The sequence below is a fragment of the Rhodococcus sp. SMB37 genome (genome assembly GCF_004345605.1).
Taxonomy (GTDB): domain Bacteria; phylum Actinomycetota; class Actinomycetes; order Mycobacteriales; family Mycobacteriaceae; genus Rhodococcus.
Genome location: NZ_SLVY01000001.1, coordinates 327,721 through 353,417, shown reverse-complemented (window position 1 = coordinate 353,417; position 25,697 = coordinate 327,721). Strand labels below are relative to the sequence as shown.

At 65.6% G+C, this 25,697-nt stretch carries 22 protein-coding genes and 1 pseudogene; 18 read left to right on the top strand and 5 right to left on the bottom strand.

The features are described from left to right. Positions 1 to 3: 3 nt before the first annotated feature. From rpsO to EV641_RS01650, 11 genes are all read left to right on the top strand, one after another. Positions 4 to 273, top strand: coding sequence for a 30S ribosomal protein S15 (gene rpsO / locus EV641_RS01700; protein WP_054713197.1), 270 nt, complete (start codon positions 4 to 6; stop codon positions 271 to 273). A gap of 310 nt (positions 274 to 583) precedes the next feature. Beyond that, a complete protein-coding gene (locus EV641_RS01695; RefSeq protein WP_132470408.1) occupies positions 584 to 2,884 on the top strand; it encodes a polyribonucleotide nucleotidyltransferase in 2,301 nt (766 codons plus the stop codon). 254 nt (positions 2,885 to 3,138) lie between these two features. Next, complete coding sequence (locus EV641_RS01690; RefSeq protein WP_132470405.1) at positions 3,139 to 4,386, top strand: nitrate/nitrite transporter; 1,248 nt, start codon at positions 3,139 to 3,141, stop codon at positions 4,384 to 4,386. Next, positions 4,383 to 8,081, top strand: coding sequence for a nitrate reductase subunit alpha (locus EV641_RS01685; RefSeq protein ID WP_132470402.1), 3,699 nt, complete (start codon positions 4,383 to 4,385; stop codon positions 8,079 to 8,081). Before EV641_RS01690 ends, EV641_RS01685 begins: the two co-directional genes overlap by 4 nt. Then, entirely contained in the window at positions 8,081 to 9,754 is a 1,674-nt protein-coding gene (narH, locus tag EV641_RS01680) for a nitrate reductase subunit beta (RefSeq protein WP_054713198.1), read from the top strand. Before EV641_RS01685 ends, narH begins: the two co-directional genes overlap by 1 nt. Then, complete coding sequence (gene narJ, locus EV641_RS01675) at positions 9,751 to 10,443, top strand: nitrate reductase molybdenum cofactor assembly chaperone (RefSeq protein ID WP_132470399.1); 693 nt, start codon at positions 9,751 to 9,753, stop codon at positions 10,441 to 10,443. Before narH ends, narJ begins: the two co-directional genes overlap by 4 nt. Then, positions 10,440 to 11,171 carry a respiratory nitrate reductase subunit gamma gene (gene narI / locus EV641_RS01670; RefSeq protein WP_132470396.1) on the top strand — a complete coding sequence of 244 codons (732 nt, stop codon included), beginning with the start codon at positions 10,440 to 10,442 and terminating at the stop codon, positions 11,169 to 11,171. The genes narJ and narI overlap by 4 nt, the downstream gene beginning before the upstream one ends. A 124-nt stretch (positions 11,172 to 11,295) precedes the next feature. Continuing rightward, entirely contained in the window at positions 11,296 to 12,630 is a 1,335-nt protein-coding gene (locus tag EV641_RS01665; RefSeq protein WP_132470393.1) for a pitrilysin family protein, read from the top strand. Between the two features lie 83 nt (positions 12,631 to 12,713). Further along, positions 12,714 to 13,472 (top strand): 4-hydroxy-tetrahydrodipicolinate reductase, encoded by a 759-nt coding sequence (gene dapB / locus EV641_RS01660; protein ID WP_132470390.1) that lies wholly within the window; start codon positions 12,714 to 12,716, stop codon positions 13,470 to 13,472. Continuing rightward, a complete protein-coding gene (locus tag EV641_RS01655) occupies positions 13,469 to 13,960 on the top strand; it encodes a hypothetical protein (protein WP_054720389.1) in 492 nt (163 codons plus the stop codon). The genes dapB and EV641_RS01655 overlap by 4 nt, the downstream gene beginning before the upstream one ends. Positions 13,961 to 13,999: 39 nt before the next feature. Then, a complete protein-coding gene (locus EV641_RS01650; RefSeq protein WP_132470387.1) occupies positions 14,000 to 14,467 on the top strand; it encodes an NAD(P)H-dependent oxidoreductase in 468 nt (155 codons plus the stop codon). Positions 14,468 to 14,485: 18 nt separating this feature from the next. Here the strand turns inward: EV641_RS01650 and EV641_RS01645 are convergent, their stop codons facing one another. Together EV641_RS01645 and EV641_RS01640 are read right to left on the bottom strand one after the other, a co-directional pair. Continuing rightward, positions 14,486 to 14,926, bottom strand: coding sequence for an SRPBCC family protein (locus EV641_RS01645; protein WP_054720546.1), 441 nt, complete (start codon positions 14,924 to 14,926; stop codon positions 14,486 to 14,488). 299 nt (positions 14,927 to 15,225) lie between these two features. Continuing rightward, positions 15,226 to 15,651 (bottom strand): annotated as a pseudogene (locus EV641_RS01640) (toxin-antitoxin system HicB family antitoxin); the annotation flags it as partial. A gap of 125 nt (positions 15,652 to 15,776) precedes the next feature. On the opposite strand from EV641_RS01640, the gene thyX reads away from it, so the two are divergent. The 4 genes from thyX to EV641_RS01620 all read left to right on the top strand — a co-directional run bounded on the left by thyX (position 15,777) and on the right by EV641_RS01620 (position 19,999). Next, complete coding sequence (gene thyX, locus EV641_RS01635) at positions 15,777 to 16,532, top strand: FAD-dependent thymidylate synthase (protein ID WP_054720473.1); 756 nt, start codon at positions 15,777 to 15,779, stop codon at positions 16,530 to 16,532. Positions 16,533 to 16,603: 71 nt separating this feature from the next. Next, the gene (dapA, locus tag EV641_RS01630) at positions 16,604 to 17,509 is read left to right on the top strand and encodes a 4-hydroxy-tetrahydrodipicolinate synthase (RefSeq protein WP_132470382.1); all 906 of its coding nucleotides are present in this window, start codon (positions 16,604 to 16,606) and stop codon (positions 17,507 to 17,509) included. Next, positions 17,509 to 19,320, top strand: coding sequence for a ribonuclease J (locus EV641_RS01625; protein WP_132470379.1), 1,812 nt, complete (start codon positions 17,509 to 17,511; stop codon positions 19,318 to 19,320). Before dapA ends, EV641_RS01625 begins: the two co-directional genes overlap by 1 nt. A 55-nt stretch (positions 19,321 to 19,375) precedes the next feature. After that, positions 19,376 to 19,999 (top strand): TIGR03085 family metal-binding protein, encoded by a 624-nt coding sequence (locus tag EV641_RS01620; protein ID WP_054720249.1) that lies wholly within the window; start codon positions 19,376 to 19,378, stop codon positions 19,997 to 19,999. Positions 20,000 to 20,028: 29 nt separating this feature from the next. Here the strand turns inward: EV641_RS01620 and EV641_RS29620 are convergent, their stop codons facing one another. Then, complete coding sequence (locus EV641_RS29620; protein ID WP_132470376.1) at positions 20,029 to 20,454, bottom strand: hypothetical protein; 426 nt, start codon at positions 20,452 to 20,454, stop codon at positions 20,029 to 20,031. Positions 20,455 to 20,488: 34 nt separating this feature from the next. Here EV641_RS29620 and EV641_RS01610 point away from each other — a divergent pair, with 34 nt between their 5' ends. Both EV641_RS01610 and EV641_RS01605 read left to right on the top strand, forming a co-directional pair. Next, positions 20,489 to 22,906, top strand: a complete 2,418-nt coding sequence (locus tag EV641_RS01610) for a DNA translocase FtsK (RefSeq protein ID WP_132470767.1) — start codon at positions 20,489 to 20,491, stop codon at positions 22,904 to 22,906. Between the two features lie 190 nt (positions 22,907 to 23,096). After that, entirely contained in the window at positions 23,097 to 24,122 is a 1,026-nt protein-coding gene (locus tag EV641_RS01605; RefSeq protein ID WP_054718955.1) for a TerC family protein, read from the top strand. Here the strand turns inward: EV641_RS01605 and EV641_RS01600 are convergent. Then, positions 24,112 to 24,396, bottom strand: a complete 285-nt coding sequence (locus tag EV641_RS01600) for a YciI family protein (protein ID WP_054718948.1) — start codon at positions 24,394 to 24,396, stop codon at positions 24,112 to 24,114. The genes EV641_RS01605 and EV641_RS01600 overlap by 11 nt on opposite strands. A 59-nt stretch (positions 24,397 to 24,455) precedes the next feature. Further along, positions 24,456 to 24,983 carry an amino-acid N-acetyltransferase gene (locus EV641_RS01595; RefSeq protein WP_199233094.1) on the bottom strand — a complete coding sequence of 176 codons (528 nt, stop codon included), beginning with the start codon at positions 24,981 to 24,983 and terminating at the stop codon, positions 24,456 to 24,458. Positions 24,984 to 25,025: 42 nt separating this feature from the next. On the opposite strand from EV641_RS01595, the gene pgsA reads away from it, so the two are divergent. Next, on the top strand, positions 25,026 to 25,694 hold the full coding sequence (gene pgsA, locus EV641_RS01590) for a CDP-diacylglycerol--glycerol-3-phosphate 3-phosphatidyltransferase (protein WP_132470373.1): 669 nt from the start codon (positions 25,026 to 25,028) through the stop codon (positions 25,692 to 25,694). Positions 25,695 to 25,697: the final 3 nt, after the last annotated feature.

Here is a 25,697-nt window from a genome sequence, read left to right as displayed (position 1 = left end):
ACAGTGGCATTGACCACCGAGCAGAAGAAGCAGATCCTCGGCGAGTACGGTCTCCACGAGACCGACACCGGTTCGCCGGAGGCGCAGGTGGCGATGCTCACCAAGCGCATCACCGATCTGACCGAGCACTTGAAGCAGCACAAGCACGACCACCACTCCCGCCGCGGCCTGCTGCTGCTGGTCGGTCGTCGTCGCCGTCTGCTCAAGTACGTCGAGAAGGTCGACGTCGAGCGCTACCGCTCGCTCATCCAGCGTCTGGGCCTGCGTCGCTGACGCAGTTCGGAAGCGACACAATCTGCATTCGCTGATCTTTTCCGATAGCCAACGGGATACCCCTTAGACTGGGCCTCGTTGGCTATCGGTGTATGCGCCGCATGTGCCGGCGCAGAACATCGCCGCCGACGGCGATGATCCGTACGCACCGACGGTGTCGGTCTTCGGTAGTGACCCCCCGGCCGCACGAGAAGTGCCGGTGGGTTTCGATCGACGACCGCCTCCGTGAGTCGGTGCGCAGCCGCGGCCAAGGGGGCCCGGCGCCCGCGCGGGTACGGCGAAGACGAAGAGGGAAGAGAAGATTTCACAGATGACCAGTAACACCGCAGTCGAGGTCGACGAGGGCGTATTCGAAACCGTCGCCACGCTCGACAACGGGTCCTTCGGCACCCGCACCATTCGATTCGAGACCGGCCGCCTTGCTCAGCAGGCCGCCGGCTCCGTCGTCGCATACCTCGACGACGAGACCATGCTGCTGTCGGCCACGAGCGCCTCGAAGCAGCCCAAGGAACATTTCGACTTCTTCCCGCTGACGGTGGACGTCGAAGAACGTATGTATGCAGCGGGCCGCATCCCCGGCTCGTTCTTCCGTCGTGAGGGCCGTCCCTCGACCGACGCGATCCTCACCTGCCGCCTCATCGACCGGCCGCTGCGTCCGTCGTTCGTCGACGGCCTGCGCAACGAGATCCAGGTCGTGGTCACGGTCCTGAGCCTGAACCCGAACGATCTCTATGACGTCGTCGCGATCAACGCGGCCTCGGCGTCCACCCAGATCGCGGGTCTGCCGTTCTCCGGTCCGGTCGGTGGCGTGCGTGTCGCGCTCATCACCTCGGACGAGAACAAGGCCGGCCAGTGGGTGGCGTTCCCGACCGTCGAGCAGCTCGAGAACGCAGTGTTCGACATGGTCGTCGCGGGCCGCATCGTCGGCGGTGGCGACAACCCGGATTCTGCCGATGTCGCCATCATGATGGTCGAGGCAGAAGCCACCGACAAGGTGATCGAACTCGTCGAGGGTGGCGCGCAGGCGCCCACCGAGACGATCGTCGCCGAGGGGCTCGAAGCGGCGAAGCCGTTCATCGCACGGCTGTGCATCGCCCAGCAGCAGCTCGCCGCTGCTGCCGCGAAGCCGACCGGTGATTTCCCGCTGTACCCCGCATACCAGGACGATGTGTACGCCGCGGTCGAGGCCGCTGCGTCCACCAAGCTCGCCGAGGCTCTCACGATCGCCGGCAAGCAGGAGCGCGACGACCGCACCGACGAGGTGAAGGTCGAGATCCTCGAACAGGTCGCACCGTCGTTCGAAGGTCGCGAGAAGGAGATCGGCGCAGCATTCCGCTCGCTGACGAAGGAGCTGGTACGCGAGCGCATCCTCCGCGACCAGTTCCGCATCGACGGTCGCGGCATCACCGATATCCGTGCATTGTCGGCCGAGGTCGCCGTCGTGCCGCGCGCCCACGGTTCCGCACTGTTCGAGCGCGGCGAGACCCAGATCATGGGTGTCACCACCCTCGACATGGTCAAGATGGCGCAGCAGGTCGACTCGCTCGGTCCCGAGACGAGCAAGCGCTACATGCACCATTACAACTTCCCGCCGTACTCGACCGGTGAGACCGGTCGTGTGGGTTCGCCGAAGCGCCGCGAGATCGGCCACGGCGCACTCGCCGAGCGCGCCCTCATCCCGGTGCTCCCGAGCCAGGAAGAGTTCCCGTACGCGATCCGTCAGGTGTCCGAGGCGCTGAGCTCCAACGGTTCGACGTCGATGGGTTCGGTGTGCGCGTCGACCCTGTCGCTGCTCAACGCAGGTGTGCCGCTCAAGGCGCCGGTTGCAGGCATCGCGATGGGCCTGGTCTCCGACGAGATCGAGCTCGAGGACGGCAGCCGCGAGACCCGGTACGTCGCTCTCACCGACATCCTCGGAGCCGAGGACGCATTCGGCGACATGGACTTCAAGGTCGCGGGTACCAAGGACTTCGTCACGGCTCTTCAGCTCGACACGAAGCTCGACGGCATCCCGTCGCAGGTTCTCGCCGGTGCGCTGTCGCAGGCGCACGACGCCCGGGCCACGATTCTCGAGGTCATGGCCGAGGCCATCGACACGCCCGACGAGATGAGCCAGTTCGCACCGCGCATCACGACCATCAAGGTCCCCGTCGACAAGATCGGCGAGGTCATCGGCCCCAAGGGCAAGATGATCAACTCGATCACCGAGGAGACCGGCGCCAACATCTCGATCGAAGATGACGGCACCGTCTACGTCGGTGCTGCGGACGGCCCGTCCGCACAGGCCGCGATCGACAAGATCAACGCCATCGCGAACCCGCAGTTGCCGAAGGTCGGCGAGCGCTTCCTGGGCACGGTCGTCAAGACCACCGCCTTCGGTGCGTTCGTGTCGCTCCTCCCGGGCCGCGACGGTCTCGTGCACATCAGCAAGCTGGGTAACGGCAAGCGGATCGCCAAGGTCGAAGATGTCGTCAACGTCGGGTCGAAGATCCGCGTCGAGATTGCCGACATCGACAACCGCGGCAAGATCAGCCTGATCCCCGTCGAGGAGGAGGCCGCCGCCGAACCGGCTGCCGCCGTAGAGGCCGCCACCGAGGCCGCCGACTCCTGATCTCTCGCACAGCCGCCCGCGTGTGGTTCTCCCCGAATGGGGAGAACTGCCCGCGGGCGTTGTCGTATCCGGCCTTCGGAATACCGGAGAAAGTCCTTGTGAACCGGGGTCTTTCGCTCAGTTCGCACTTTAGGCGGTAGGCGATGGCGACAGCCAGGGGCTTTGGTACCCAAGTTCGAACTCACAAAAATCGTCAGTTGTAACGTTTACCCAAATATGCACGCGCCTCCACTCCGGAGTGGTTATCTGAGGGAGTGAACACGGTTGCATCAAGTGGCATCGGGGCACGACCCGGGTTCAACCTGGCACTGGCCACCTGGGTATCTGCCATAAACTTCTGGGCCTGGAACATGATCGGGCCCTTATCCACCACATATGCGGGCGACATGTCGCTCAGCAGTAGTGAGGCGTCCATGCTCGTCGCGACGCCCATCCTCGTGGGCTCACTCGGCAGAATCGCCGTCGGACCCCTCACCGACCGGTACGGCGGTCGGTTCATGTTCATCCTCGTCACGGTCGCCTCGATAATCCCGGTGCTCGCGGTCGGCTTCGCAGGTGAGGCGGGGTCCTACCCGCTGCTCCTGGTATTCGGATTCTTACTCGGCATCGCGGGCACGATCTTCGCTGTCGGAATCCCGTTCGCGAACAGCTGGTACGACCCGTCCCGCCGGGGATTCGCCACCGGCGTGTTCGGAGCCGGCATGGTCGGTACCGCGCTGTCCGCATTCTTCACTCCGCGCTTCGTCGGCTGGTTCGGGACGATCGCCACCCACGTGATCATCGCGATCGCGCTCGCGCTCACGGCCGTGCTGTGTGTCGTCGCGATGAAGAACTCGCCGACGTTCACCCCGAACACCGACAAGGTGACTCCGAAGCTGATTGCGGCCTGCAAGCTGCGAGTGACATGGGAGATGTCGTTCCTTTACGCGATCGTGTTCGGTGGGTTCGTGGCATTCAGCAACTACCTGCCCACGTACATCAAGACGATCTACGACTTCTCGGCTGTCGACGCGGGAACGAGGACGGCCGGATTCGCGGTCGCCGCGGTCATCGCCCGCCCCATCGGCGGTGCACTCTCCGACCGGATCCCACCGAAGTACGTTGTGCTCGCGTCCCTCGCCGGCACCGCTGTCACGGCGTTCATCGCCACCCTGAAGCCTCCACCGGACGTCTGGTCGGCCACCGACTTCATCGCGATGGCGATCTTCCTGGGCATCGGCACCGGCGGCGTTTTCGCCTGGGTTGCGCGTCGGTCGCCCGCCAAGTCGGTCGGTAGCGTCACCGGAATCGTCGCGGCAGCAGGAGGTTTGGGTGGCTACTTCCCGCCGCTGGTGATGGGCGCGACCTACGACCCGGTCGACAACGACTACACGGTCGGCCTGTTGCTGCTCGTCGCGACAGCCCTGATCGCACTGGCCTACACCGCACTGAAACTGAAGACACGTGAACCGGTGACCGATTCGGCAGCCGGCACGCCGCAGCCGCAGGAGGAATCGAAGTGACCACAGAGAAGACCGGTACGGGTGGAGCGCTCGAAGAGCTCCTGGTCAGAAGTGGTCGATTCTTCACTCCCGGACAGGGTTCCGGCGACGGCCGCACCGTCACCCGCGAGGGCGGTCGCCAGGGCGATGTGTTCTATCGCGACCGCTGGAGCCACGACAAGGTAGTTCGCTCCACGCACGGCGTCAACTGCACCGGGTCGTGTTCGTGGAAGATCTACGTCAAGGACGGGATCATCACCTGGGAGACACAGGAAACCGACTACCCGTCGGTCGGTCCCGACCGCCCCGAATACGAACCGCGAGGATGTCCCCGCGGCGCCGCGTTCTCCTGGTACACGTATTCGCCGACCCGGGTGCGGTATCCGTACGCGCGCGGTGTGCTCGTCGAGATGTACCGCGAGGCCAGAGAACGACTCGGCGACCCGGTCCTTGCCTGGGCCGATATCCAGAACGATCCCGAGCGGCGCGCCCGCTACCAACAGGTCCGCGGCAAGGGCGGTCTCGTCCGCGTCACGTGGACCGAGGCCACCGAGATGATCGCGGCCGCGCACGTGCACACGATCAAGGAGTACGGTCCCGACCGCGTCTCGGGATTCTCACCGATTCCGGCGATGTCGATGGTGTCGTTCGCGGCGGGCTCGCGGTTCATCGAACTGCTCGGCGGCGTCATGACCTCGTTCTACGACTGGTATGCGGACCTTCCCGTCGCATCCCCGCAGGTGTTCGGTGACCAGACGGACGTGCCCGAGTCCGGTGACTGGTGGGACGCCGCGTACTTGATGATGTGGGGCTCGAACGTCCCTGTCACCCGGACCCCCGACGCCCACTGGATGGCGGAGGTCCGCTATCGCGGCACGAAAGTCGTCTCTATCAGTCCCGACTACGCCGACAACACCAAGTTCGCCGACGAATGGATGCCGTGTGCTGCGGGCACAGACGGCGCCCTCGCGATGTCGATGGGCCACGTGTTGCTCAACGAGTTCTACGTCCGGCAGCGGGTCCCGTTCTTCGTCGACTACGTGAGGCAGTACACGGATCTGCCGTTCCTGGTGAGACTCGAAGACCGCGACGGCAGGCTCGTGCCGGGTAAGAACCTCACCGCCGCCGACCTCGGCCACGATGTCGAGAACGCCGCGTTCAAGCCGGTCCTGCTCGACGGCGCCACCGACAACGTCGTCGCGCCGAACGGCTCGCTCGGACACCGCTACGGCGACGACGGCGTCGGGAAATGGAACCTGGATCTCGGCGACCTCGTACCGACGTTGACCGTCGCTCCGGCCGGTGGCGGAGCGGGGGAGACCGCGGCGGTGCATCTGCCGAGCTTCGACTCGATCGACGGCCACGGTGAGAGCATCGAACGCGGTGTCCCGGTACGCCGGGTCGGAGAACACCTGGTGTGCACGGTGTTCGACCTCATGCTCGCCCAGTACGGCGTGAACCGGCAGGATCTGCGCTTGCCGGGACACTGGCCTACGGGATACGACGATGCGGATTCGCCTTATACACCGGCGTGGCAGGAAGCGATCACCGGAGTGTCGGCGGAACAGGCAATCCGGATCGCGAAGGAATTCGCTCGTAACGCCGAGGAATCGGGCGGTCGCTCGATGATCATCATGGGCGCGGGTATCTGCCAGTGGTTCCACGGCGACGCCACCTACCGCGCGGTGCTGGCGTTGCTCTTGCTCACCGGTTCGATGGGCCGAAACGGTGGAGGCTGGGCGCATTACGTCGGCCAGGAGAAGTGCCGTCCTGTCACCGGGTGGGCGGCGATGGCGATGGGAACCGACTGGAGTCGGCCGCCGCGACAGATGGCCGGTACCTCGTACTGGTATGTGCACACCGATCAATGGCGCTACGACGGCTACCGTGCCGACGCCTTGGCGAGCCCGCTCGGGCGTGGTCGATTCCGCGACAAGCACACGATGGATGTGATGGCCTCCGCCGTCGCGATGGGATGGACCCCGTTCTATCCGCAGTTCGACCGGAACAATCTCGACGTCGCAGACGAGGCACGTGCCGCCGGAAAGGAGATCCCGGTCTACGTCGCGGAGCAGTTGGCGAGTGGGGATCTGACACTGTCGGTGACCGATCCCGACAACCCGAAGAACTGGCCACGCGTACTGAGCGTGTGGCGCTCGAACCTGCTCGGCTCCTCGAGCAAGGGCAACGAGTACTTCTTGCAGCATCTGCTCGGAACAGACTCGAACCTGCAGGGCGAGCCGGCCGCCGACGGTCTGCGCCCGAGCGAGGTGACGTCGCCCGACACCGTGCCGGAGGGCAAGCTCGACATGCTGATGTCGATCGACTTCCGGATGACGTCCACCACGCTGTTCTCGGATGTCGTGCTGCCTGCCGCGACGTGGTACGAGAAGGGCGACCTGTCGAGCACCGACATGCATCCCTACATCCACGCGTTCAGTCCCGCGATCGACCCGCCCTGGGAAACCCGTTCGGACTACGAAGCATTCGGTGCCATCGCGAAGGCTTTCAGTGCGCAGGCGCGTACGCACCTGGGTACCCGCACCGACGTCGTGATGGGCACGCTCCAGCACGACACTCCCGGAGCGATGGCCTTCCCGTCCGGAACCGAGAACGACTGGCGCAAGACCGGTGAGGTTCCGGTCCCGGGAAAGACGATGGGTCCGCTCGTGGCCGTCGAACGTGACTACGCCGCCATCGCCGACAAGTGGGCAACACTCGGACCACTCGTGGACAAACTCGGGCTGACGACCAAGGGCGTGACCACCCATCCCACCGAGGAAGTCGCCGAACTCGCCGCGAAGTTCGGTGTGATGAACACCGGCGCCGGTGCGGGCCGCCCGGCGATCACCACCGCGGAACGGATGGCCGACGTGATTCTGGCGCTGTCCGGAACCTCCAACGGCCGGCTGGCCGTCGAAGGATTCCGCGAACTCGAGAGACGCACTGGCCGGCGCCTCGTTCACCTGGCCGAGGGCAGCGAAGAACGCCGGATCACCTACGCAGACACCCAGGCCAGACCGGTCCCGGTGATCACCAGCCCCGAATGGTCCGGCAGCGAGACCGGTGGCCGGCGCTATGCCCCGTTCACCGTGAACATCGAAGAACTCAAACCGTTCCACACCCTCACCGGTCGCATGCACTTCTACCTCGACCACGACTGGATCGAAGAGGTCGGAGAGCAGCTGCCCACCTACCGGCCGCCGCTGGACATGTCGAGACTGTTCGGTGAGTCCGCCATCGGAACGACGGACGGAATAGGTCTGACAGTGCGGTATCTGACGCCGCACTCCAAGTGGTCCATCCACTCCGAATACCAGGACAACCTGTTCATGCTGTCGCTCTCGCGCGGTGGCCCGACGATGTGGATGAGCCCCGCCGACGCGGCGAAGATCTCGGTACGGGACAACGATTGGGTCGAGGCCGTCAATCGCAACGGTGTGGTGGTGTGCCGCGCGATCGTCTCGCATCGTATGCCCGAAGGGGTCGTGTACGTCTACCACGCCCAGGAACGCACGATCGACGTTCCGCTGACCGAGACCACCGGCAAGCGCGGCGGCATCCACAACTCGATCACCAGAATTCTCATCAAACCGACGCACCTGGCGGGCGGGTACGCGCAAACGTCGTACGCCTTCAACTATCTCGGGCCCACCGGAAACCAGCGTGACGAAGTGACGGTGGTTCGCCGCCGCAGCCAGGAGGTGACGTACTGATGAAGGTCATGGCGCAAATGGCGATGGTGATGAACCTCGACAAGTGCATCGGATGCCACACCTGTTCGGTGACCTGCAAGCAGGCCTGGACCAACCGCTCGGGCACCGAGTACGTGTGGTTCAACAATGTGGAAACACGACCGGGACAAGGGTATCCGCGCCGATACGAGGATCAGGAGAGGTGGCGGGGAGGCTGGGTCCGCGACAAGAAGGGCCGGCTGCGCCTGCGCGACGGCGGGCGCATCCACAAGCTCACCCGCATCTTCTCGAACCCGAAGATGCCGTCGATCGGCGACTACTACGAGCCGTGGACCTACGACTACGAGAATCTCACCACCGCGCCGCTCGGCAACGACATTCCGGTCGCGCCGCCACGTAGTCTCATCAGCGGCAAACCGATGAAGGTGGAGTGGTCGGCGAACTGGGACGACGACCTCGGCGGGTCTCCCGAGATCGTGCCGGAGGACCCGATACTGCAGAAGGTCAACGAGGAGGTCAAACTCCAGCTCGAAGAGACCTTCATGTTCTACCTCCCACGGATCTGTGAGCACTGCCTGAACCCGTCGTGCGTGGCCTCGTGCCCGTCGGGTGCCATCTACAAGCGCAGCGAGGACGGCATAGTGCTCGTCGACCAGGACCGCTGCCGGGGCTGGCGGATGTGCGTGTCGGGCTGCCCCTACAAGAAGGTGTATTTCAACCACAAGACGGGCAAGGCCGAGAAGTGCACCTTCTGCTATCCGAGGATCGAGGTCGGATTGCCGACGGTGTGCGCAGAGACCTGCGTCGGCCGGCTCCGATACATCGGTCTCGTGCTCTACGACGTCGACAAGGTGCTCGAAGCCGCGTCCGTCGAGGACGACAAGGATCTGTACGAGGCGCAGCGGCAGCTCATCCTGGACCCGAACGATCCGGACGTCATCGCCGGTGCGCGGGCCGAAGGGATTTCCGACGAGTGGATCACCGCAGCCGGGCGGTCGCCGATCCACGCGCTGATCAACAAGTACAAGGTGGCGTTGCCGCTGCATCCGGAATACCGGACCATGCCGATGGTCTGGTACATCCCGCCGCTGTCGCCGGTCGTCGATGCCGTGAGCCGTGACGGTCACGACGGCGAGGACCTCGGAAACCTGTTCGGGGCACTCGAATCACTGCGCATCCCCATCCGGTATCTCGCGGAACTGTTCACCGCGGGCGACACCGACGTGGTCGAAGGCGTGTTGCACCGGCTCTCGGCGATGCGCTCGTACATGCGCGACGTCAACCTCGGGCGGGACACCCAACCGCACATCCCGCAGGCGGTGGGCATGACCGAGGAAGAGATCTACGAGATGTACCGGCTGCTGGCGCTCGCCAAGTACGACGAGCGGTACGTCATTCCGACTGCGTACGCGAACGAGGGCCACAAGCTCGAGGAGACGGCCACGGACTGCGCGTTGTCGTTCGACGGCGGACCCGGAATGTACGAATCCGGTCCGTTCGGCGAGTCCAGCGGCGGACCGGTACCGGTTGCCGTCGAGACGTTCCACGCGCTCGAACAGCGGCAGACCTCGGAGGGGATGGCCGCGAACGCGAGCAACCCCTCGAGGGTGAACCTGCTGAACTGGGACGGAAAAGGCGTTCCCGCAGGCATATTCCCGCAACACCGCAGTGGTGATGTGGAGGAGAACCGATGAAACTCCTTCGACGGCCGACGCGACGTGACCTCGCGTCGGTGAGGTTGCAACACCGCGCGATCAGGCAGGCTGCCTCCCTGTTGCTCGCGTATCCCGACGAACGGACAACGTCGAGGCTCGTCACCGTCGACGCTCTGCTCGAGCACGTCACCGGCCCCGAACGCGAGGCCCTGGAGCGCACCGCGTCGTATCTCCGCGCGACCGAGCCCCTCGTGGCGGCACGTGAGTACGTCGAGACGTTCGACATGCGACGCCGCTCGACGATGTACCTGACCTACTGGACCGGCGGGGACACACGCAACCGCGGCACCGAGATCCACGCGTTCGCACGTGCCTATCGCGATGCGGGAGTCGAGCCACCTGCCGGGGAGGCTCCCGACCACTTGCCCGTTGTGCTCGAGTTCGCTGCGACGGTCGACGCCGAAGTGGGGGAGCAGTTGCTCGCCGCGCATCGGGCTCCCCTGGACGTGCTGCAGACCGCGCTCGTCGAATGCGGCTCTCCGTACGCAGACCCGGTGACCGCGGTGTGTGCCACGCTTCCGCCGGTCACGGACCAAGAGGTGCAGCGGGCACGGCACCTGGCGGAAGCAGGGCCGCCCGCCGAGGCGATCGGACTGCAGCCCTTCGCCCTCACCGTGCCGCCGCGCCGCGACGGCAGTTCCGTTCGAGAAGGAGGTCGGCCGGCATGAGTGCAGGCGAGATCTACTGGGACATCGTGCCGTACGTGGCCCTCGCCATGCTGATAGTCGGCACCTGGTGGAGGTACCGCTACGACAAGTTCGGGTGGACGACCCGCTCGTCGCAGCTGTACGAGAGCCGGCTGTTGCGGATCGGCAGTCCGCTGTTCCACTTCGGCATTCTCGTGGTGATTCTCGGGCACTTCATCGGTCTGGTGATCCCGGAGTCCTGGACGGAGGCCGTCGGTATCAGCGAACACATGTACCACTGGGGCGCGGCGGTTCCGGGCATCATCGCGGGTGTCGCGACGCTGCTCGGCGTGGCTCTGCTCGTCTACCGTCGGCGCACCAGGGGGCCCGTGTTCAGTGCGACCACAGTCAACGACAAAGTCATGTATGTCGTATTGGTCGCCGCGATCGTCGCCGGGCTCGCCACGACGATGATCGGCGCGTTCGAGGCCAACGAAGCGCACAATTACCGCGAGACGGTATCCCCGTGGTTCCGGTCGATCTGGATCCTGCAGCCCCGGGGCGACCTGATGGCCGAGGCGCCACTCTCGTTCCACATCCACGTGACGGTCGCGCTGGTGTTGTTCGCGATCTGGCCGTTCACGCGACTGGTCCACGCTTTCAGCGCCCCTGTCGCGTACTTGTTCCGCCCGTACATCGTGTACCGCGGTCGCGACGAAGCGGCGAAGGGACAGCTCGTCGGTTCGCAGCCCAGGCGTCGAGGTTGGTGACGGGAACGCAGCGGTTGGCGACGAGAATACAGAGGTAGTCGCGTGTAGTGTGTGGTGTTCCGTGCCTTGAACACAGCTCTCACCACAGACGAATCACCGACAGCGCAGGACCGTAGAACAACCCATGGCAACAACCTTCGATTCTCTTTCACTCGACACCCCGTCGGCGGCCGCGGACACCGGCGTGCGGCGCACCGTGTTGCCCGGCGGCGTGCGTGTGGTCACCGAACACGTACCGGGCGTGCGATCGGCAGCAGTGGGCGTGTGGGTGGGTGTCGGCTCCCGTGACGAGCAACCCTCGGTCGCGGGAGCTGCCCATTTTCTCGAACATCTGCTGTTCAAGGCGACTCCCACCCGATCCGCCCTCGACATCGCCGAACTCGTCGACGGGATCGGCGGTGAGCTCAACGCGTTCACCAGCAAGGAACACACCTGCTTCTACGCGCATGTGCTCGACGACGATCTGCCGATCGCCATCGATGTCGTCGCGGACGTGGTGTTGCGTGGCAAGTGCCGCAGCACCGACGTCGATGTGGAGCGCCAAGTGGTGCTCGAAGAGATCGCCATCCGTGACGACGACCCCGAGGATCTGCTCGGCGACGCCCTGCTGACCGCGCTCTACGGTGATCACCCGGTCGGACGTCCGATCATCGGCTCGACGGAATCGATCGAATCGATGACCCGCAACCAGCTGCACTCGTTCCATGTGCGCCGGTACACGCCGCAGCGGATGGTGGTGGCGGTGGCGGGCAACGTCGATCACGCACACACGGTCGAACTCGTCCGGCGGGCGTTTGCCGGTCACCTCGACGAGTCCGCCCACGCGGCGCCGCGTCGCGAGGGGACGCTGCGGTTGCGCACCGCACCCACCCTGAGCATCACCGATCAGGACCACGAACAAGCACACTTCAGTCTCGGTGTCCGCGCGTTCGGCCGGCACGATCCCCGACGTTGGGCACTCTCGGTCCTCAACACCGCGATCGGAGGCGGCCTGAGCTCACGGCTGTTCCAGGAGGTACGCGAAAAGCGAGGGCTTGCGTACTCCGTCTACTCGGGCGTCGACACGTTCGCCGACACCGGTGCGTTCTCGACCTACGTCGGATGTCAGCCGGAGAACCTCGGCGACGTCGCCTCGGTGGTGCGTGAAGTCCTCACCGAGGTTGCCGAGCACGGCATCACCGACGCGGAGTGTGCACGCGCGAAAGGGTCGCTGCGCGGCGGACTCGTCCTCGGACTCGAGGACACCGGTGCCCGCATGCATCGGATCGGCCGCAGCGAACTGAGCTACGGACGACATTGGGGGATCACGGATACGCTCGAGCGCATCGCCAGCGTCACCACCGAGCAGGTGCGTGAGGTGGCCGGTGAACTGCTCCACCGCCCCTACGCGGCGGCCATCGTCGGACCCTACCGGCGGTCGCGCGACCTTCCTGCATCCGTGCGCGGGATCGTGGCCTGAGGTAGTGCCTCCTCCCGCCCACCCGGTGGTCAGGCCGGTTGCGTAGGCTCTCCGAGAGTACGGCGACGGAAGGACGTGGATCGGTGGCGGACAAGACAGCTCTTCGGGTAGGGGTCCTCGGAGCGAAGGGCAAGGTGGGCCAGGCCATCTGCGACGCAGTGGATGCAGCCGCCGACCTCGAACTGGCCGCGACGGTCGACAAGGGCGACGACCTCGATGCCTTCGTCACGTCCGGAACCCGGGTCGTCGTCGACTTCACCCACCCCGATGTCGTGATGGGCAATCTGCAGTTCCTGATCGAGAACGGTATCCACGCCGTTGTCGGCACCACCGGATTCGACGACGCGCGCCTCGCGCAGGTTCGGGAATGGCTCGCCGCGAAACCCGAGGTCGGCGTGCTCATCGCCCCCAACTTCGCGATCGGCGCCGTGCTGTCCATGCGATTCGCGCAGGCCGCCGCGCGCTTCTTCGATTCCGTCGAGGTCATCGAACTGCATCATCCGAACAAGGCCGACGCGCCGTCCGGCACCGCGTACCGCACCGCCCGGTTGATCGCCGAGGCTCGCGCCGCGGCCGGCGTGGGTCGCAGCCCTGACGCCACCAGCACCGAACTCGACGGCGCGCGCGGCGCGGACGTCGACGGCGTGCGGGTGCATTCGGTGCGTGTGGCAGGCCTCGTCGCCCACCAGGAAGTGCTCCTCGGCACGCAGGGGGAGACACTGACGATCCGGCACGACTCGATCGATCGGTCGTCGTTCGCTCCCGGAGTGCTCCTCGGCGTCCGCGAGATCGGTTCCCGTCCGGGGCTGACCGTGGGAATCGACCCCCTCCTCGACCTGTGAGTTCCTCAGCGTCCGCCGGTCGCGATGTCGCGAAGGTGGTCATCGCGATCGCCTTCATCGTCGCGGCGCTCGCGTTCTACTTCGTGCGACTGGGGCACACCGGGATCTCGTTGATCACGAGCGGCGAGGCGGTGTCGATCGTGTTCGGAATCGGCGTGTTCCTACTCCCGCTGGTGGGTGTGTGGATCGTGTACGCGACCCTGCGCGCAGGGCTGGACCATCAGCGACTGTCCCGGCGTATCCACGAAGAGGGCCTCGACCTCGACGTCAGCGATCTTCCGCGAATGGCGTCGGGTCGTATCGAGCGTGACGCCGCGGACGAACTGTTCCAGTCGGTGAAAGCCGAGTGGGAGGCCGACCCGGACAACTGGCGCAACTCGTATCGCCTCGCCCGTGCCTACGATTTCGCGGGCGACCGCAGCCGGGCACGCGAGACGATGAAACGCGCCGTGGCCCTGGAGAAGTCCGAGCGTGACGACGCTGGATAGCCGCTCGTCGTCGCCTGCGGCAATGCGTAGTCTGCGGGCATGACCGAAGAGAACTTCCGTACTCTGCTCGTGGTGCACCACACCCCGTCGCCGTTCATGCAGGCGATGTTCGAAGCCGTACTGGCGGGCGCCACCGATCCCGAGATCGAAGGCGTGAAAGTGGTCCGGCGGCCGGCCCTCACGGTCTCACCGACCGACATGCTCGAGGCGGACGGATATCTGCTCGGAACACCCGCCAACCTCGGGTACATCAGCGGTGCACTCAAGCACGCTTTCGACGTCTGTTACTACCCGTGCCTCGACTCGACGCGAGGTCGGCCGTATGGGTTGTACATCCACGGCAACGAGGGCACCGAAGGCGCCGAGCGCGCCGTCGACACCATCACGACAGGGCTCGGGTGGGCCAAGGCTGCCGACTACGTCGTCGCATCGGGTAAGCCGAGCAAGAGTGATCTCGAGGCCTGCTGGGAACTCGGAGCGACCGTCGCCGCTCAGCTGATGGAGTGAGCGCGACGGCCGAACTCGCTATCGGAAGTTCTTCTCCACGAACTTGGTCAGGCCCTTGCCTGCGGTTTCGATCGCTGTCTTCTCCGCGCGGCGCACCAGGAAGCCGGGCACCGGGATCTTCGGGTCGATGGCGAGGCTGAAGTCGACCTTGGTCCCCTTGTCAGTCGCGGTGAGAGTGTAGGAGCCGTCCTGTACGTTCTGCTGGGCGCTCTCGACGAGAGTCCAGGACATCGATTCGTCGCCGCTCCACGTGTAGTCGACGACCTGTTCGTCGGTGATCCCGATGATCGACACGGTCATGCGCACACGGTGCGGCCGGCCGTCGGGGTGAGAGCTCTCGACCGTCACCGACTTGTGCGTCGACGACCATTCGGGCAGGCGATCGACTGCCGCGATCCCCGCCATCACCTGTTTCGGAGTCGCGTTGATCTCGAAGCTCTTGGTGCTGCTGACGGCCATATCTACTCCACCCCTCGGGTCCGCACCCTTCGCGAACCACACCTTCACGTGCGACGGAAATCTACCGCACGGATACGCGGAGGGAGTGGTCAGTCTGTGTGTCGCTCGTCGGTGCCGTCGGTGCCGTCGGTGCCGTCGGTGCCGTCGGTGGTGTCGTGGTTGTCGGCATCAGCGGCCCCGGTGGGTGTGGTCTTCTCGGTGTCGACCCCTGCGTCGGCGTCGGATCGGGTCTCGGGTGCCGGCGACGTGGTGGTCGGCTTCGAGGTCGGCCAACGCCATTCGTCTGCGCGACGCTGGTAGCGCATCTGCTCGCGCAGTGCGCCCTGGACCGCCTGTCCCACCCACGAATTGAGCGAGACCCCGCTCTGTGCGGCTGCCTCCTCGGCGCGGGTCTTGATCTGTTCGACCAGCCGCAGCGTGACGCGGCTGATGTCGCCGGTCATCTCCTCGAAGGTCGGGGGAGTGTCGTCGGCTTCGGGTGCCGGGCCGTCGTGAACTTCGACGACGGCGTCGGTTCCCTCGAGGCGGACGGTGACCCTGCGGTCCCCGAGTTGTTCGGACACCTCGGAGGCCAGATCGGACAGTGCGCTCAGGACGGCGAGCCGGGCGGGCGCTGCGATGGCGGTGGCGAGGGCTGCGGCGGTGCGTCGGGTCTGCTCGTCGCCCAGTTCTGCTGCGTTCCGCACGGAGTCGGTGATGGCGTCGGTATAGACATCGATGTTCATGACGCCAGTTTGACGCCACATTTGATGTCAGTCAACCGTCATTAATGATGTCATTCGGGAGTTTCGAATGACCGGGCGCTAAGGTCGTGCAGAAATACCGTGCGGAACCGTGGAGGGAGACGAGCATGGCGCCGGAACCGATCGGACTGAAGGTCAGGCTCATCGCCAAGACGGAATTCCTGCCTCCCGAGGACGTGCCCTGGGAGACCGACGCGGACGGTGGGGAAGCGCTCGTCGAGTTCGCCGGTCGGGCTTGCTATCAGAGCTGGTCGAAGCCGAACCCTCGCACCGCCACCAACGGCGGGTACCTCAACCACCTCCTCGCCGTCGGACACGATTCGGTGCTCGAGCACGCGACGGTCACCTTCTACATCACCGGCATCTCCCGGTCGTGCACGCACGAACTGATCCGGCATCGGCACTTCTCCTTCTCGCAGCTCTCACAACGGTTCGTCCCGGGCGGGGACGCACCTGTCGTCGTCCCCCCGGCCATCGAGGGAGACGCCGAACTCGAGGCCGTGTTCTTCCGCGCCGCCGAGCGCAGCCGCGATGCGTACGTCGAACTCATCGATGCGCTCGAGGAGAAGCTGTCGCACCTCCCGCCCGGCCCCCTGAGGGCCAAGCAGGTCCGCGAAGCCGCGCGAGCGGTCCTTCCGAACGCCACCGAGACCCGGATCGTGGTGACCGGCAACTACCGGTCGTGGCGGCACTTCATCGCGATGCGTGCCACCGAGCACGCCGACGTCGAGATCCGGAGACTCGCCGTGGAATGTCTGCGGCAGCTTGCCGAGGCGGCGCCGAACGCCTTCTGCGACTTCACGATCAGCGCGCTTGCCGACGGTACCGAGGTTGCCTCGGGAGGCTTCCAGATCGACGGCTGACAGCGCTGCCGGTTGGGGTCGTGCGCGAGCCGTGTTCCGGGTGGCAGCTTCCACGCGGTAGCCTTCTGACCATGACCAACGGTGATTCCGCAACTGCTGTCGAGCTTCCGTTCGGCACCATCGCAACAGCGATGGTGACCCCGTTCACTGCCGAGGGCAAGCTCGATGTCGATGCGGGTGTGCGCCTCGCGACCTATCTCGTCGATGGCGGCTGCGACGCACTGGTTCTCGCAGGTACCACCGGAGAATCCCCCACCACCACCGAGAACGAGAAGATCGAACTCATGCGGGCCGTACTCGCGGCCGTCGGAGACCGCGCAAAGATCATCGCGGGCGCCGGAAGCAACGACACCGCCCACAGCGTCGAGCTGGCCCGCGATGCCGCTCGTGCCGGAGCTCACGGCCTGCTTGTCGTCACGCCCTACTACTCTCGCCCGCCGCAGGCCGGCCTCTACGCGCATTTCGTCGCCGTGGCCGACGCCACCGACCTACCGGTCATGATCTACGACATTCCACCGCGTTCGGTCGTCCCGGTCGAGACGGAGACCCTGCGGCTTCTGGCGGAGCATCCCCGCATCGTTGCGGTCAAGGACGCCAAAGGTGACCTCAACGCCGGTGCGGAACTGATCGGCACCACCGACCTGAAGTTCTATTCGGGCGATGACCCACTGAATCTGCCATGGCTGTCAGTCGGCGCGGTGGGTTTCGTGAGCGTCATCGGGCACTTGGTGCCCGGGCGTCTGCGCGAACTGCACACCGCATTCGCCGCCGGCGACCTCGAACTCGCACGGAAGATCAACCTTTCGTTGATTCCCATCTACCGCGCGGTGGCGCGACTCGGTGGCGTGAGTGCGTCCAAGGCCGGTCTGCACCTGATGGGTATCGATGTCGGGGAACCTCGACTACCACAGGTTGCGCCGGTGACCGCCCAGATCGATGCGCTGGCCGCAGATCTGCATGCAGCGGGGGTGCTGTGATGAGTCGTCCCAACCGTGGCCGTGGTCGCGTCACCCGCAATGCGGGCCCGCCGGCCTCCAAGCCGGCACGCCGTGTCGCCCAGACCTCGGCCGCGACGAAGCGGCCCGACCCCCGGCCCGCGCCGGACCCCACCGCGCGTCTGGGAACGCCGCCGAAGGCACCGAAGACCGGGCTGCGAGTTGTCGCTCTCGGTGGCATCGGCGAAATCGGCCGGAACATGACGGTGTTCGAGCATCAGGGCCGTCTACTCATCGTCGACTGCGGTGTGCTCTTCCCCGAGGATCAGCAGCCCGGCGTCGACCTCATTCTCCCCGACTTCCGGTACATCGAGAACCGGATGGACGACATCGAAGCGGTCGTCCTGACCCACGGTCACGAAGATCACATCGGTGCGTTGCCCTTCCTGCTGCGCCTGCGCCCGGACATCCCGGTCGTCGGCTCGAAGTTCACGCTCGCGCTCGTCTCGGCAAAGTGTCGCGAGCACCGGCTGCGGCCGAACCTCACCGAGGTCACCGAGGGAGAGCGGACCACCCACGGCCCGTTCGAGTGCGAGTACTTCGCCGTCAACCACTCGATCCCGGACGCGATCGCGGTCGCGATCCACACCGATGCCGGCGTCGTGTTGCACACCGGCGACATCAAGCTCGACCAGCTACCGCTCGACAATCGGCTCACCGACCTCGCTGGATTCTCACGCCTCGGTGACGAGGGCGTCGACCTGTTCCTCGTCGACTCCACCAACGCAGAGGTTCCCGGGTTCGTGACCCCGGAACGCGAGATCGGCGGAGTGCTCGACAACGTCATCGGCAAAGCGAAGAACCGGGTCATCGTCGCGTCGTTCGCCAGCCACGTGCACCGGATCCAGCAGGTCGTCGACGTCGCACACCGCTACAACCGGCGCGTCGCGTTCGTCGGGCGCTCGATGGTCCGCAACATGCAGATCGCGCAAGACCTCGGTTACCTCAACGTGCCGGACGGCCTCGAGGTCAACATCGATACTGCGGCATCGCTGCCCGACGATCGGCTCGTGCTGGTGTCGACGGGTTCGCAGGGCGAGCCGTTGTCAGCGCTCTCGCGTATGGCGCGCGGCGAACACCGCCAGATCAACATCAAGGAAAACGACCTCGTGGTACTCGCGTCGTCGCTGATCCCGGGCAACGAGAACTCGGTGTTCGCGGTCGTGAACGGGCTCGCCAAGCGCGGTGCCACCGTCGTTACGCAGCAGAACGCGAAGGTGCACGTCTCCGGCCACGCATCGGCGGGTGAACTGCTGTACCTGTACAACGCGGTGCGACCGACCAACGCGATGCCGGTGCACGGCGAGTGGCGCCACCTCCGGGCCAACGCGGCACTCGCCGAGGCCACCGGTGTGCCGAAGGAACGGATCGTGCTCGCGGAGGACGGCGTCGTCGTCGATATGGTGGACGGCCTCGCGGAGATCGTCGGCCGGGTACCGGTCGGGCATGTGTACGTCGACGGGCTTTCGGTCGGTGACGTGGGTGAGTCCACTCTGTCGGACCGGTTGATTCTCGGCGAAGGCGGCTTCATCTCGATCTCCGTCGCTGTCGATGCCGCAACCGGTCGTGCGGTGACAGCACCCGAGGTGTCGGGGCGCGGTTTCTCCGACGACCCGACTGCACTCAACGAAGCGGCGCAGCTGGTCGACAAGGCGCTCAACGAGCTCGCCGCCGAGGGTGTCACCGAGACGCATCGCATCGCGCAGGGGATCCGCCGTGTCGTCGGCCGATGGGTGGCCGACACCTATCGTCGGCGGCCGATGATCGTGCCCACGGTCATCGCGGTCTCCTGAGACACACACCGCGATCGTTCGTGCCGCCGCACGGATTGCTCGTTAGAGTGGCCGAATGAGCCTTGCTCGACGCGAACGGCACGCCTTGGTCAAGACCATGTCGGAGGTCGGCCCGGACGCCCGCACGCTGTGCGGTGACTGGACGACCCGCGACCTCGCGGCGCACCTAATGGTGCGCGAACGTCGCGTCGACGCGATGCCCGGAATCATGATTCCTGCGCTGGCCGACCACACGGAGAAGGTCCGGCGCGAGTTGACCGACCGGCAGTGGGCGCACCTGCTCGCCGATATCGATTCCGGGCCGCCCAAGTGGTCGCCCCTGTATCTCGTCGACTCTGTCGCGAACGCCACCGAGATGTTCGTGCACCACGAGGACGTTCGACGAGGCGAATCCGGATGGGAACCGCGCCCGTTGTCCGTGGAAGACCAGGACGCGCTCTGGAAGTACGCCCGGGCCATCGGCCGCACCAGTTACGGGGGCACCGACATCACGGTCGTCTTCGAGCGGCCCGGTGGCGACCGGGTCACGGTCCGCAAGCGAGGCCCGCGGACCGTAGTGCTGCGTGGGGAGCCGTCCGAACTGCTCCTCCACGCATTCGGCCGCGACGAAGTTCGCCTCGAGCGGGACGGGAACGAGGCGGATATCGCCGAGCTCACCGGATCCCGAAGAGGGCTCTGAACAGGACGTACCGCCTCCGTGGCATCCGGTCACGGTTCGGTGTTGTGATCAGTGCCGCCGCGTGCGCCCCGTGTTGCTGATGGTTCGTGAGTGGTCGATGCGGCTACCCTGGCGGATATGGCAGGAAAGTCGGGCAGCCGCGCATCGTCCACCGCGACCTCTCGGTCGCGGGCGGGGACGCGCGCGTCGGCCGCTTCCGGTCGGGCGGGCGCCGCTGCCTCCAAATCGACCTCCTCCGCGAGGGCATCTTCCGCGCGTTCCGCGAAGGGATCGACACCGAAGAAACCGACTCCCAGGACATCGACCGCGAAGGCATCGACGTCGAAGTCTCCCGCCAAGCGGAAACCGCAGGCCTCCGGTTCGCGGGCCTCATCCACGGCACGCCGATCAAGCGCGGCGCGTCCGCGTGGTGGCCCCGCACCGCAGCCTCGTCGAGGATCAGGAGGGTTGCTCACAGCGATCGGCAAGAGTGTCGGTGCCGGCTGGTTCATGATCGCCCGCGGGCTCGGTGCCACCACACGGACGATGGGACGCGCGACCGATATCGAACACGGTCACCGGCGTGACGGAATCGCACTCGGTCTCGTCGCATTCGCAGTGGTAGTCGCCGGCTCGGTGTGGTTCGGCGTGGGCGGCCCCGTCGGCGAGTGGGTCGAAACCGGAGTACGTGCCGTCACGGGCGGGGCGAGCGCGGTGTTGCCCCTCGTCGCCGTCGGTGTCGCGGTGGTCCTCATGCGGACCGAACCGTGGCCGGAGGCTCGCCCACGCCTGGTGCTCGGGTCGCTGCTCGTCGCGATCCCCGCGCTGGGGCTCTGGCACATCGCGTCCGGTTCACCCACCGATGCCGAAGGTCGCTCGGAGGGCGCCGGATTCGTCGGTGCTGTCATCGGCGGTCCGATCACCGCCGGCCTGACGGTGTGGTTGTCGGTGCCGCTCATGCTGATGGCCATGGGCTTCGGGATCCTGTTGATCACAGGCACTACGATCCGCGAACTCCCCGATCTCTTCCGCGACTACTTCGGCCTGCCCTACCGCTACGACGACGGGTACGGGCACTACGACGAGAACGGTGAATACGACCCCGAGCACGACGGCTACTCAGACCATCTCAACCCGTTGCTCTACGAGGACGGCACCGAGAAGCCGCGATCGCGTCGTCGCCGAACCCCCAGCGAGAACTACCCGACCGACGAGTTCGACGGCGATGCACGTACCGAGGTCCTGCCGCTGTGGGACGAGCCGGAGCCCGAAGCCGCCCCGGTGCCAGAACCGGAACCGGAAGCCCCGAAGCCACGGGCTCGCGCGAAGACCAAGCCGGCGTCGGCTGCAGCAGCAGTACCGACCCCCGCGCCGCCGGATCCCGATCCGGACGTCATCGAACCGATGGTTCCCGACCGCGTCGTCGACGGCGACTACATCCTTCCGTCTCTGAATCTTCTGATGGCGGGCGATCCGCCGAAGACTCGGTCCGCCGCCAATGACGAGATGATCGAGTCGATCACCGAGGTTCTCGAGCAGTTCAAGATCGATGCGGCGGTCACCGGTTTCACTCGTGGCCCGACGGTCACCCGCTACGAGGTGGAGCTCGGACCTGGGGTGAAGGTGGAGAAGATCACCGCGCTCGCCCGCAACATCGCGTACGCCGTCGCAACCGACAATGTTCGGCTGCTCGCGCCGATCCCCGGCAAATCTGCAGTCGGTATAGAGGTGCCCAACTCCGATCGTGAACTCGTGCGCCTGTCCGACGTGCTCGCTGCGCCCTCGACCCGACGCGACCACCATCCGCTGGTCATCGGACTCGGGAAGGATATCGAGGGAGACTTCGTCTCCGCGAACCTGGCGAAGATGCCGCACTTGCTGGTTGCGGGTTCCACCGGTTCCGGCAAGTCGAGTTTCGTCAACTCCATGCTGGTGTCGCTGCTGATCCGGGCGACACCGGAGGAAGTACGGATGATCCTCATCGACCCGAAGATGGTCGAGCTCACACCGTACGAAGGCATTCCGCATCTGATCACACCGATCATCACCCAGCCGAAGAAGGCTGCCGCCGCGTTGGCGTGGCTCGTCGAAGAGATGGAGCAGCGCTACCAGGACATGCAGGCGAACCGGGTGCGGCACATCGACGACTTCAATACGAAGGTGAAGTCGGGCGAGATCACCGCGCCTCTGGGCAGCGAGCGTGTCTACCGTCCGTACCCGTACATTCTGGCCATCGTCGACGAGCTCGCCGACCTCATGATGACCGCGCCGCGCGACGTCGAGGACGCGATCGTCAGGATCACCCAGAAGGCCCGTGCCGCCGGTATTCACCTCGTTCTGGCAACCCAGCGGCCGTCTGTCGACGTCGTGACCGGTCTGATCAAGACGAACGTGCCGTCGCGACTCGCGTTCGCGACGAGTTCGCTGACCGACTCGCGGGTCATCCTCGACCAGCCCGGCGCCGAGAAGCTCATCGGTATGGGCGATGGGCTGTTCCTGCCGATGGGCGCCGGCAAACCGGTCCGCATGCAGGGCGCGTTCATCACCGACGAGGAGATCTCGGCGGTCGTCGAGTTCGCCAAGACCCAGGCCGAGCCCGAATACAACGAGGGCGTCACGGTCCCGAAGGCCGGGGAGAAGAAGGATGTCGACCCTGACATCGGCGACGACCTCGACGTGTTCCTGCAGGCGGTGGAGCTCGTCGTCACGAGCCAGTTCGGATCGACCTCGATGCTGCAGCGCAAGCTTCGCGTCGGCTTCGCGAAGGCCGGCCGATTGATGGATCTCATGGAGACCCGAGGCGTCGTGGGGCCGAGCGAAGGGAGCAAGGCCCGCGAGGTGCTCGTCAAGCCGGACGAACTGGACGGCCTGCTCTACTCGATCCGGGGCGGTGGCGACCCGGCCGAAGGAGACACCGGCGACATGTGAGGTGTCGGGGCGCGCCGCGCGGGCGTGTGGCACAATCGGGGAAGCTGTGGAGGGGAGTATCCCCTGATCCGTGGCAGTCTCGTCAACACGTTCGGCACCGTTGCCGATCCGGGACTGTCGGTCCGAGATGCACGTCGGGCGGGAGAGACCTCCGGCAGGTACACATACCTACCGGAAGGCCGAGGTGCACATGCACGTCACATTGATGACCTGGTTGATCACGATTGCCGTCATCATCGGGTTGTTCGTCTTCGATTTCTTTGCGCACGTGCGTAAACCCCACGCTCCGACCCTCCGGGAATCCGGATTCTGGTCGATGGTGTTCATCGCAATATCGATCGTGTTCGGCTTCATCGTATTCGCGATATGGGGCCCGACATACGGCGGCGAGTTCTTCGCCGGGTACATCACCGAGAAGGCCCTCTCGGTCGACAACCTGTTCGTCTTCGTGATCATCATGGCCACATTCGCGGTGCCACGGGAATTCCAGCAGAAGGTCCTGACGATCGGCATCGTTCTCGCGCTGATCATGCGCGGTGCCTTCATTGCTGTCGGCGCGGCTGCAATCAACGCGTACAGCTGGGTCTTCTACATCTTCGGTTTCTTCCTGCTGTTCACCGCGATCAAGCTCATGCGCGAGAACGGCGAGGCGAACGAGACACCGTCCGAGAACAAGGTCGTCTCGCTGGCACGGAAATTCCTCCCCGTCCACGACGAGTACGACGGCGACAAGCTGGTCACCCGGATCGACGGCAAGAAGATGGTCACCCCGATGCTGCTCGCGTTGATCGCGATCGGGTTCACCGACATCCTCTTCGCGCTCGACTCCATCCCCGCGATCTACGGACTGACCAGCGAGCCGTACCTGGTGTTCACCGCCAACGCCTTCGCGCTGATGGGTCTGCGCCAGCTGTTCTTCCTCATCGGTGGCCTGCTCGAGCGCCTCGTCTATCTCTCGTACGGCCTGTCGGTGATCCTCGGGTTCATCGCAGTCAAGCTCATCCTGCATGCTCTGCACGAGAACACGCTCGGCTTCATCAACGGCGGCGAGCACGTGGCGGTCCCCGAGATCTCGACGTCCGTGTCGCTGATCGTGATCGTGGGGGTGCTCATCGTCACCACGGTCGCAAGCCTGATCAAGACCAGGAACGACAAGGACCATGGCGACGACAAGCCCGGCGACAGCTCGACCGGAGCAAAGAACCTCAGTCGTTGAACATGCCCATCACCGGAGTCCAGCCGGTGATGCGGACAGCGTCGATCAACGTCAACTGAGCGAACGGATCCTGCGCCATCAGATCGCGTGCGGCCGCCTCGTCGGCAACGTCGATGAGGATCAACGCGCCGGAACCGTCGACCCACGGCCCGGTCGCTCGCACCGTGCCTGCCTCGACCAGATCACCGAGCCAGGCGCGGTGTTTCGGTCGGTGCTCGTCGCGGGCCGTAGCGGTGGCCTCGGAGTAGGTGTATTCGACGGCGAACAGGGCCATGGGTTCTCACTTCCGTGCAGGATCGACCGTTCGGGGGCTCTACGTTCTCGAGGGTGCGCTCACAAGGTGAGCAGCATCCGGGTGTTACCGAGCGTGTTGGGCTTCACGTAGCTCAAGTCCAGGAACTCGGCGACGCCCGTATCGTACGACCGGCACATCTCCGCGAAGACCTCGGAGGTGACCGGCGTTCCGTCGATCTCCGCGAACCCGTGGCGCGCGAAGAACGAGACCTCGAATGTCAGGACGAAGAGCCGCTCGAGCTCGAGTTCGCGCGCCACCTCGATCAAGCGCGAGACGATGAGGTGCCCTGTGCCGCGTCCCGTGACCTGCGGATCCACCGCGACGGTGCGGATTTCGCCGAGGTCCGACCACAGGACGTGGAGGGCTCCGCACCCGACCGGTCGGCCTGCCAGTTCGGCGACCCAGAACTCCTGAACGGATTCGTACAGCGTCACGAGATTCTTCTCGAGGAGGATCTTCCCGGCATAGATGTCGATCAACTGTTTGATCCCCGGCACGTCGGATGTTCGGGCGCGCCGCACGACAATCCGGTCGTTCGTGTCCTGTTCGTGGGCCGGTGAAGTCATGCGGTGAACAGTAGCGCGTGAATGTACCGATATTGTGGGCGCATGAGCACGCCCCGCCAGTCCGTTGCCGCATCGGGCGGGAGCGGCGCCGCACCGGGACCGCATGCCGGTTCCGCGCACGACCCTGTCCCACTGTGGAACATCGCCAACATCCTCACGGTGATGCGCATTGCGCTGGTCCCTGTGTTCCTCGTCCTCCTGTTCGTCGGTGACGGACAGGAGACGGTCTGGCGGCTCGCTGCGGCCGGGGTCTTCGCAATCGCTGCGATCACCGACCGTATCGACGGTCAGCTCGCCCGCAGGTTCGGCCTGGTCACGGATTTCGGGAAGATGGCCGACCCGATCGCCGACAAGGCGCTCATCGGGGCTGCGCTGGTGGGGCTGTCGCTGCTCGGCGACCTGTCATGGTGGGTCACGGGCATCATCGCCGCGCGCGAACTGGGGATCACGGCGCTGCGCTTCGCCGTGCTGCGGCACGCTGTCATACCCGCCAGTCGCGGCGGCAAACTCAAGACGTTGGTGCAGACCGTCGCGATCGGTGTGTATCTGCTTCCGCTACCTGACGCCGTCGCGCCGTTCGCCATGGCGTTGATCGTGCTGGCGGTGATGCTCACGGTCGTCACCGGTCTCGATTACGTGGTCCAGGCGGCGAGGCTGCGCGCCGGAGTGCGTCGCGCCGAACATGAGCACCGGAACGGCGAACAGGCGTGACAC

Bases quoted from the DNA above. Each gene is read 5' to 3' on its own strand.
- narI (WP_132470396.1), top strand. From the start codon at position 10,440: ATGAGTGCAGGCGAGATCTACTGGGACATCGTGCCGTACGTGGCCCTC.
- EV641_RS01605 (WP_054718955.1), top strand. From the start codon at position 23,097: ATGCACGTCACATTGATGACCTGGTTGATCACGATTGCCGTCATCATC.
- dapA (WP_132470382.1), top strand. From the start codon at position 16,604: ATGACCAACGGTGATTCCGCAACTGCTGTCGAGCTTCCGTTCGGCACC.
- pgsA (WP_132470373.1), top strand. From the start codon at position 25,026: ATGAGCACGCCCCGCCAGTCCGTTGCCGCATCGGGCGGGAGCGGCGCC.
- narH (WP_054713198.1), top strand. From the start codon at position 8,081: ATGAAGGTCATGGCGCAAATGGCGATGGTGATGAACCTCGACAAGTGC.
- EV641_RS01600 (WP_054718948.1), bottom strand. From the start codon at position 24,396: ATGGCCCTGTTCGCCGTCGAATACACCTACTCCGAGGCCACCGCTACG.
- EV641_RS01620 (WP_054720249.1), top strand. From the start codon at position 19,376: ATGAGCCTTGCTCGACGCGAACGGCACGCCTTGGTCAAGACCATGTCG.
- EV641_RS01610 (WP_132470767.1), top strand. From the start codon at position 20,489: ATGATCGCCCGCGGGCTCGGTGCCACCACACGGACGATGGGACGCGCG.
- EV641_RS01625 (WP_132470379.1), top strand. From the start codon at position 17,509: ATGAGTCGTCCCAACCGTGGCCGTGGTCGCGTCACCCGCAATGCGGGC.
- EV641_RS01595 (WP_199233094.1), bottom strand. From the start codon at position 24,983: ATGACTTCACCGGCCCACGAACAGGACACGAACGACCGGATTGTCGTG.
- EV641_RS01645 (WP_054720546.1), bottom strand. From the start codon at position 14,926: ATGGCCGTCAGCAGCACCAAGAGCTTCGAGATCAACGCGACTCCGAAA.
- thyX (WP_054720473.1), top strand. From the start codon at position 15,777: ATGGCGCCGGAACCGATCGGACTGAAGGTCAGGCTCATCGCCAAGACG.
- EV641_RS01650 (WP_132470387.1), top strand. From the start codon at position 14,000: ATGACCGAAGAGAACTTCCGTACTCTGCTCGTGGTGCACCACACCCCG.
- narJ (WP_132470399.1), top strand. From the start codon at position 9,751: ATGAAACTCCTTCGACGGCCGACGCGACGTGACCTCGCGTCGGTGAGG.
- EV641_RS01665 (WP_132470393.1), top strand. From the start codon at position 11,296: ATGGCAACAACCTTCGATTCTCTTTCACTCGACACCCCGTCGGCGGCC.
- EV641_RS01695 (WP_132470408.1), top strand. From the start codon at position 584: ATGACCAGTAACACCGCAGTCGAGGTCGACGAGGGCGTATTCGAAACC.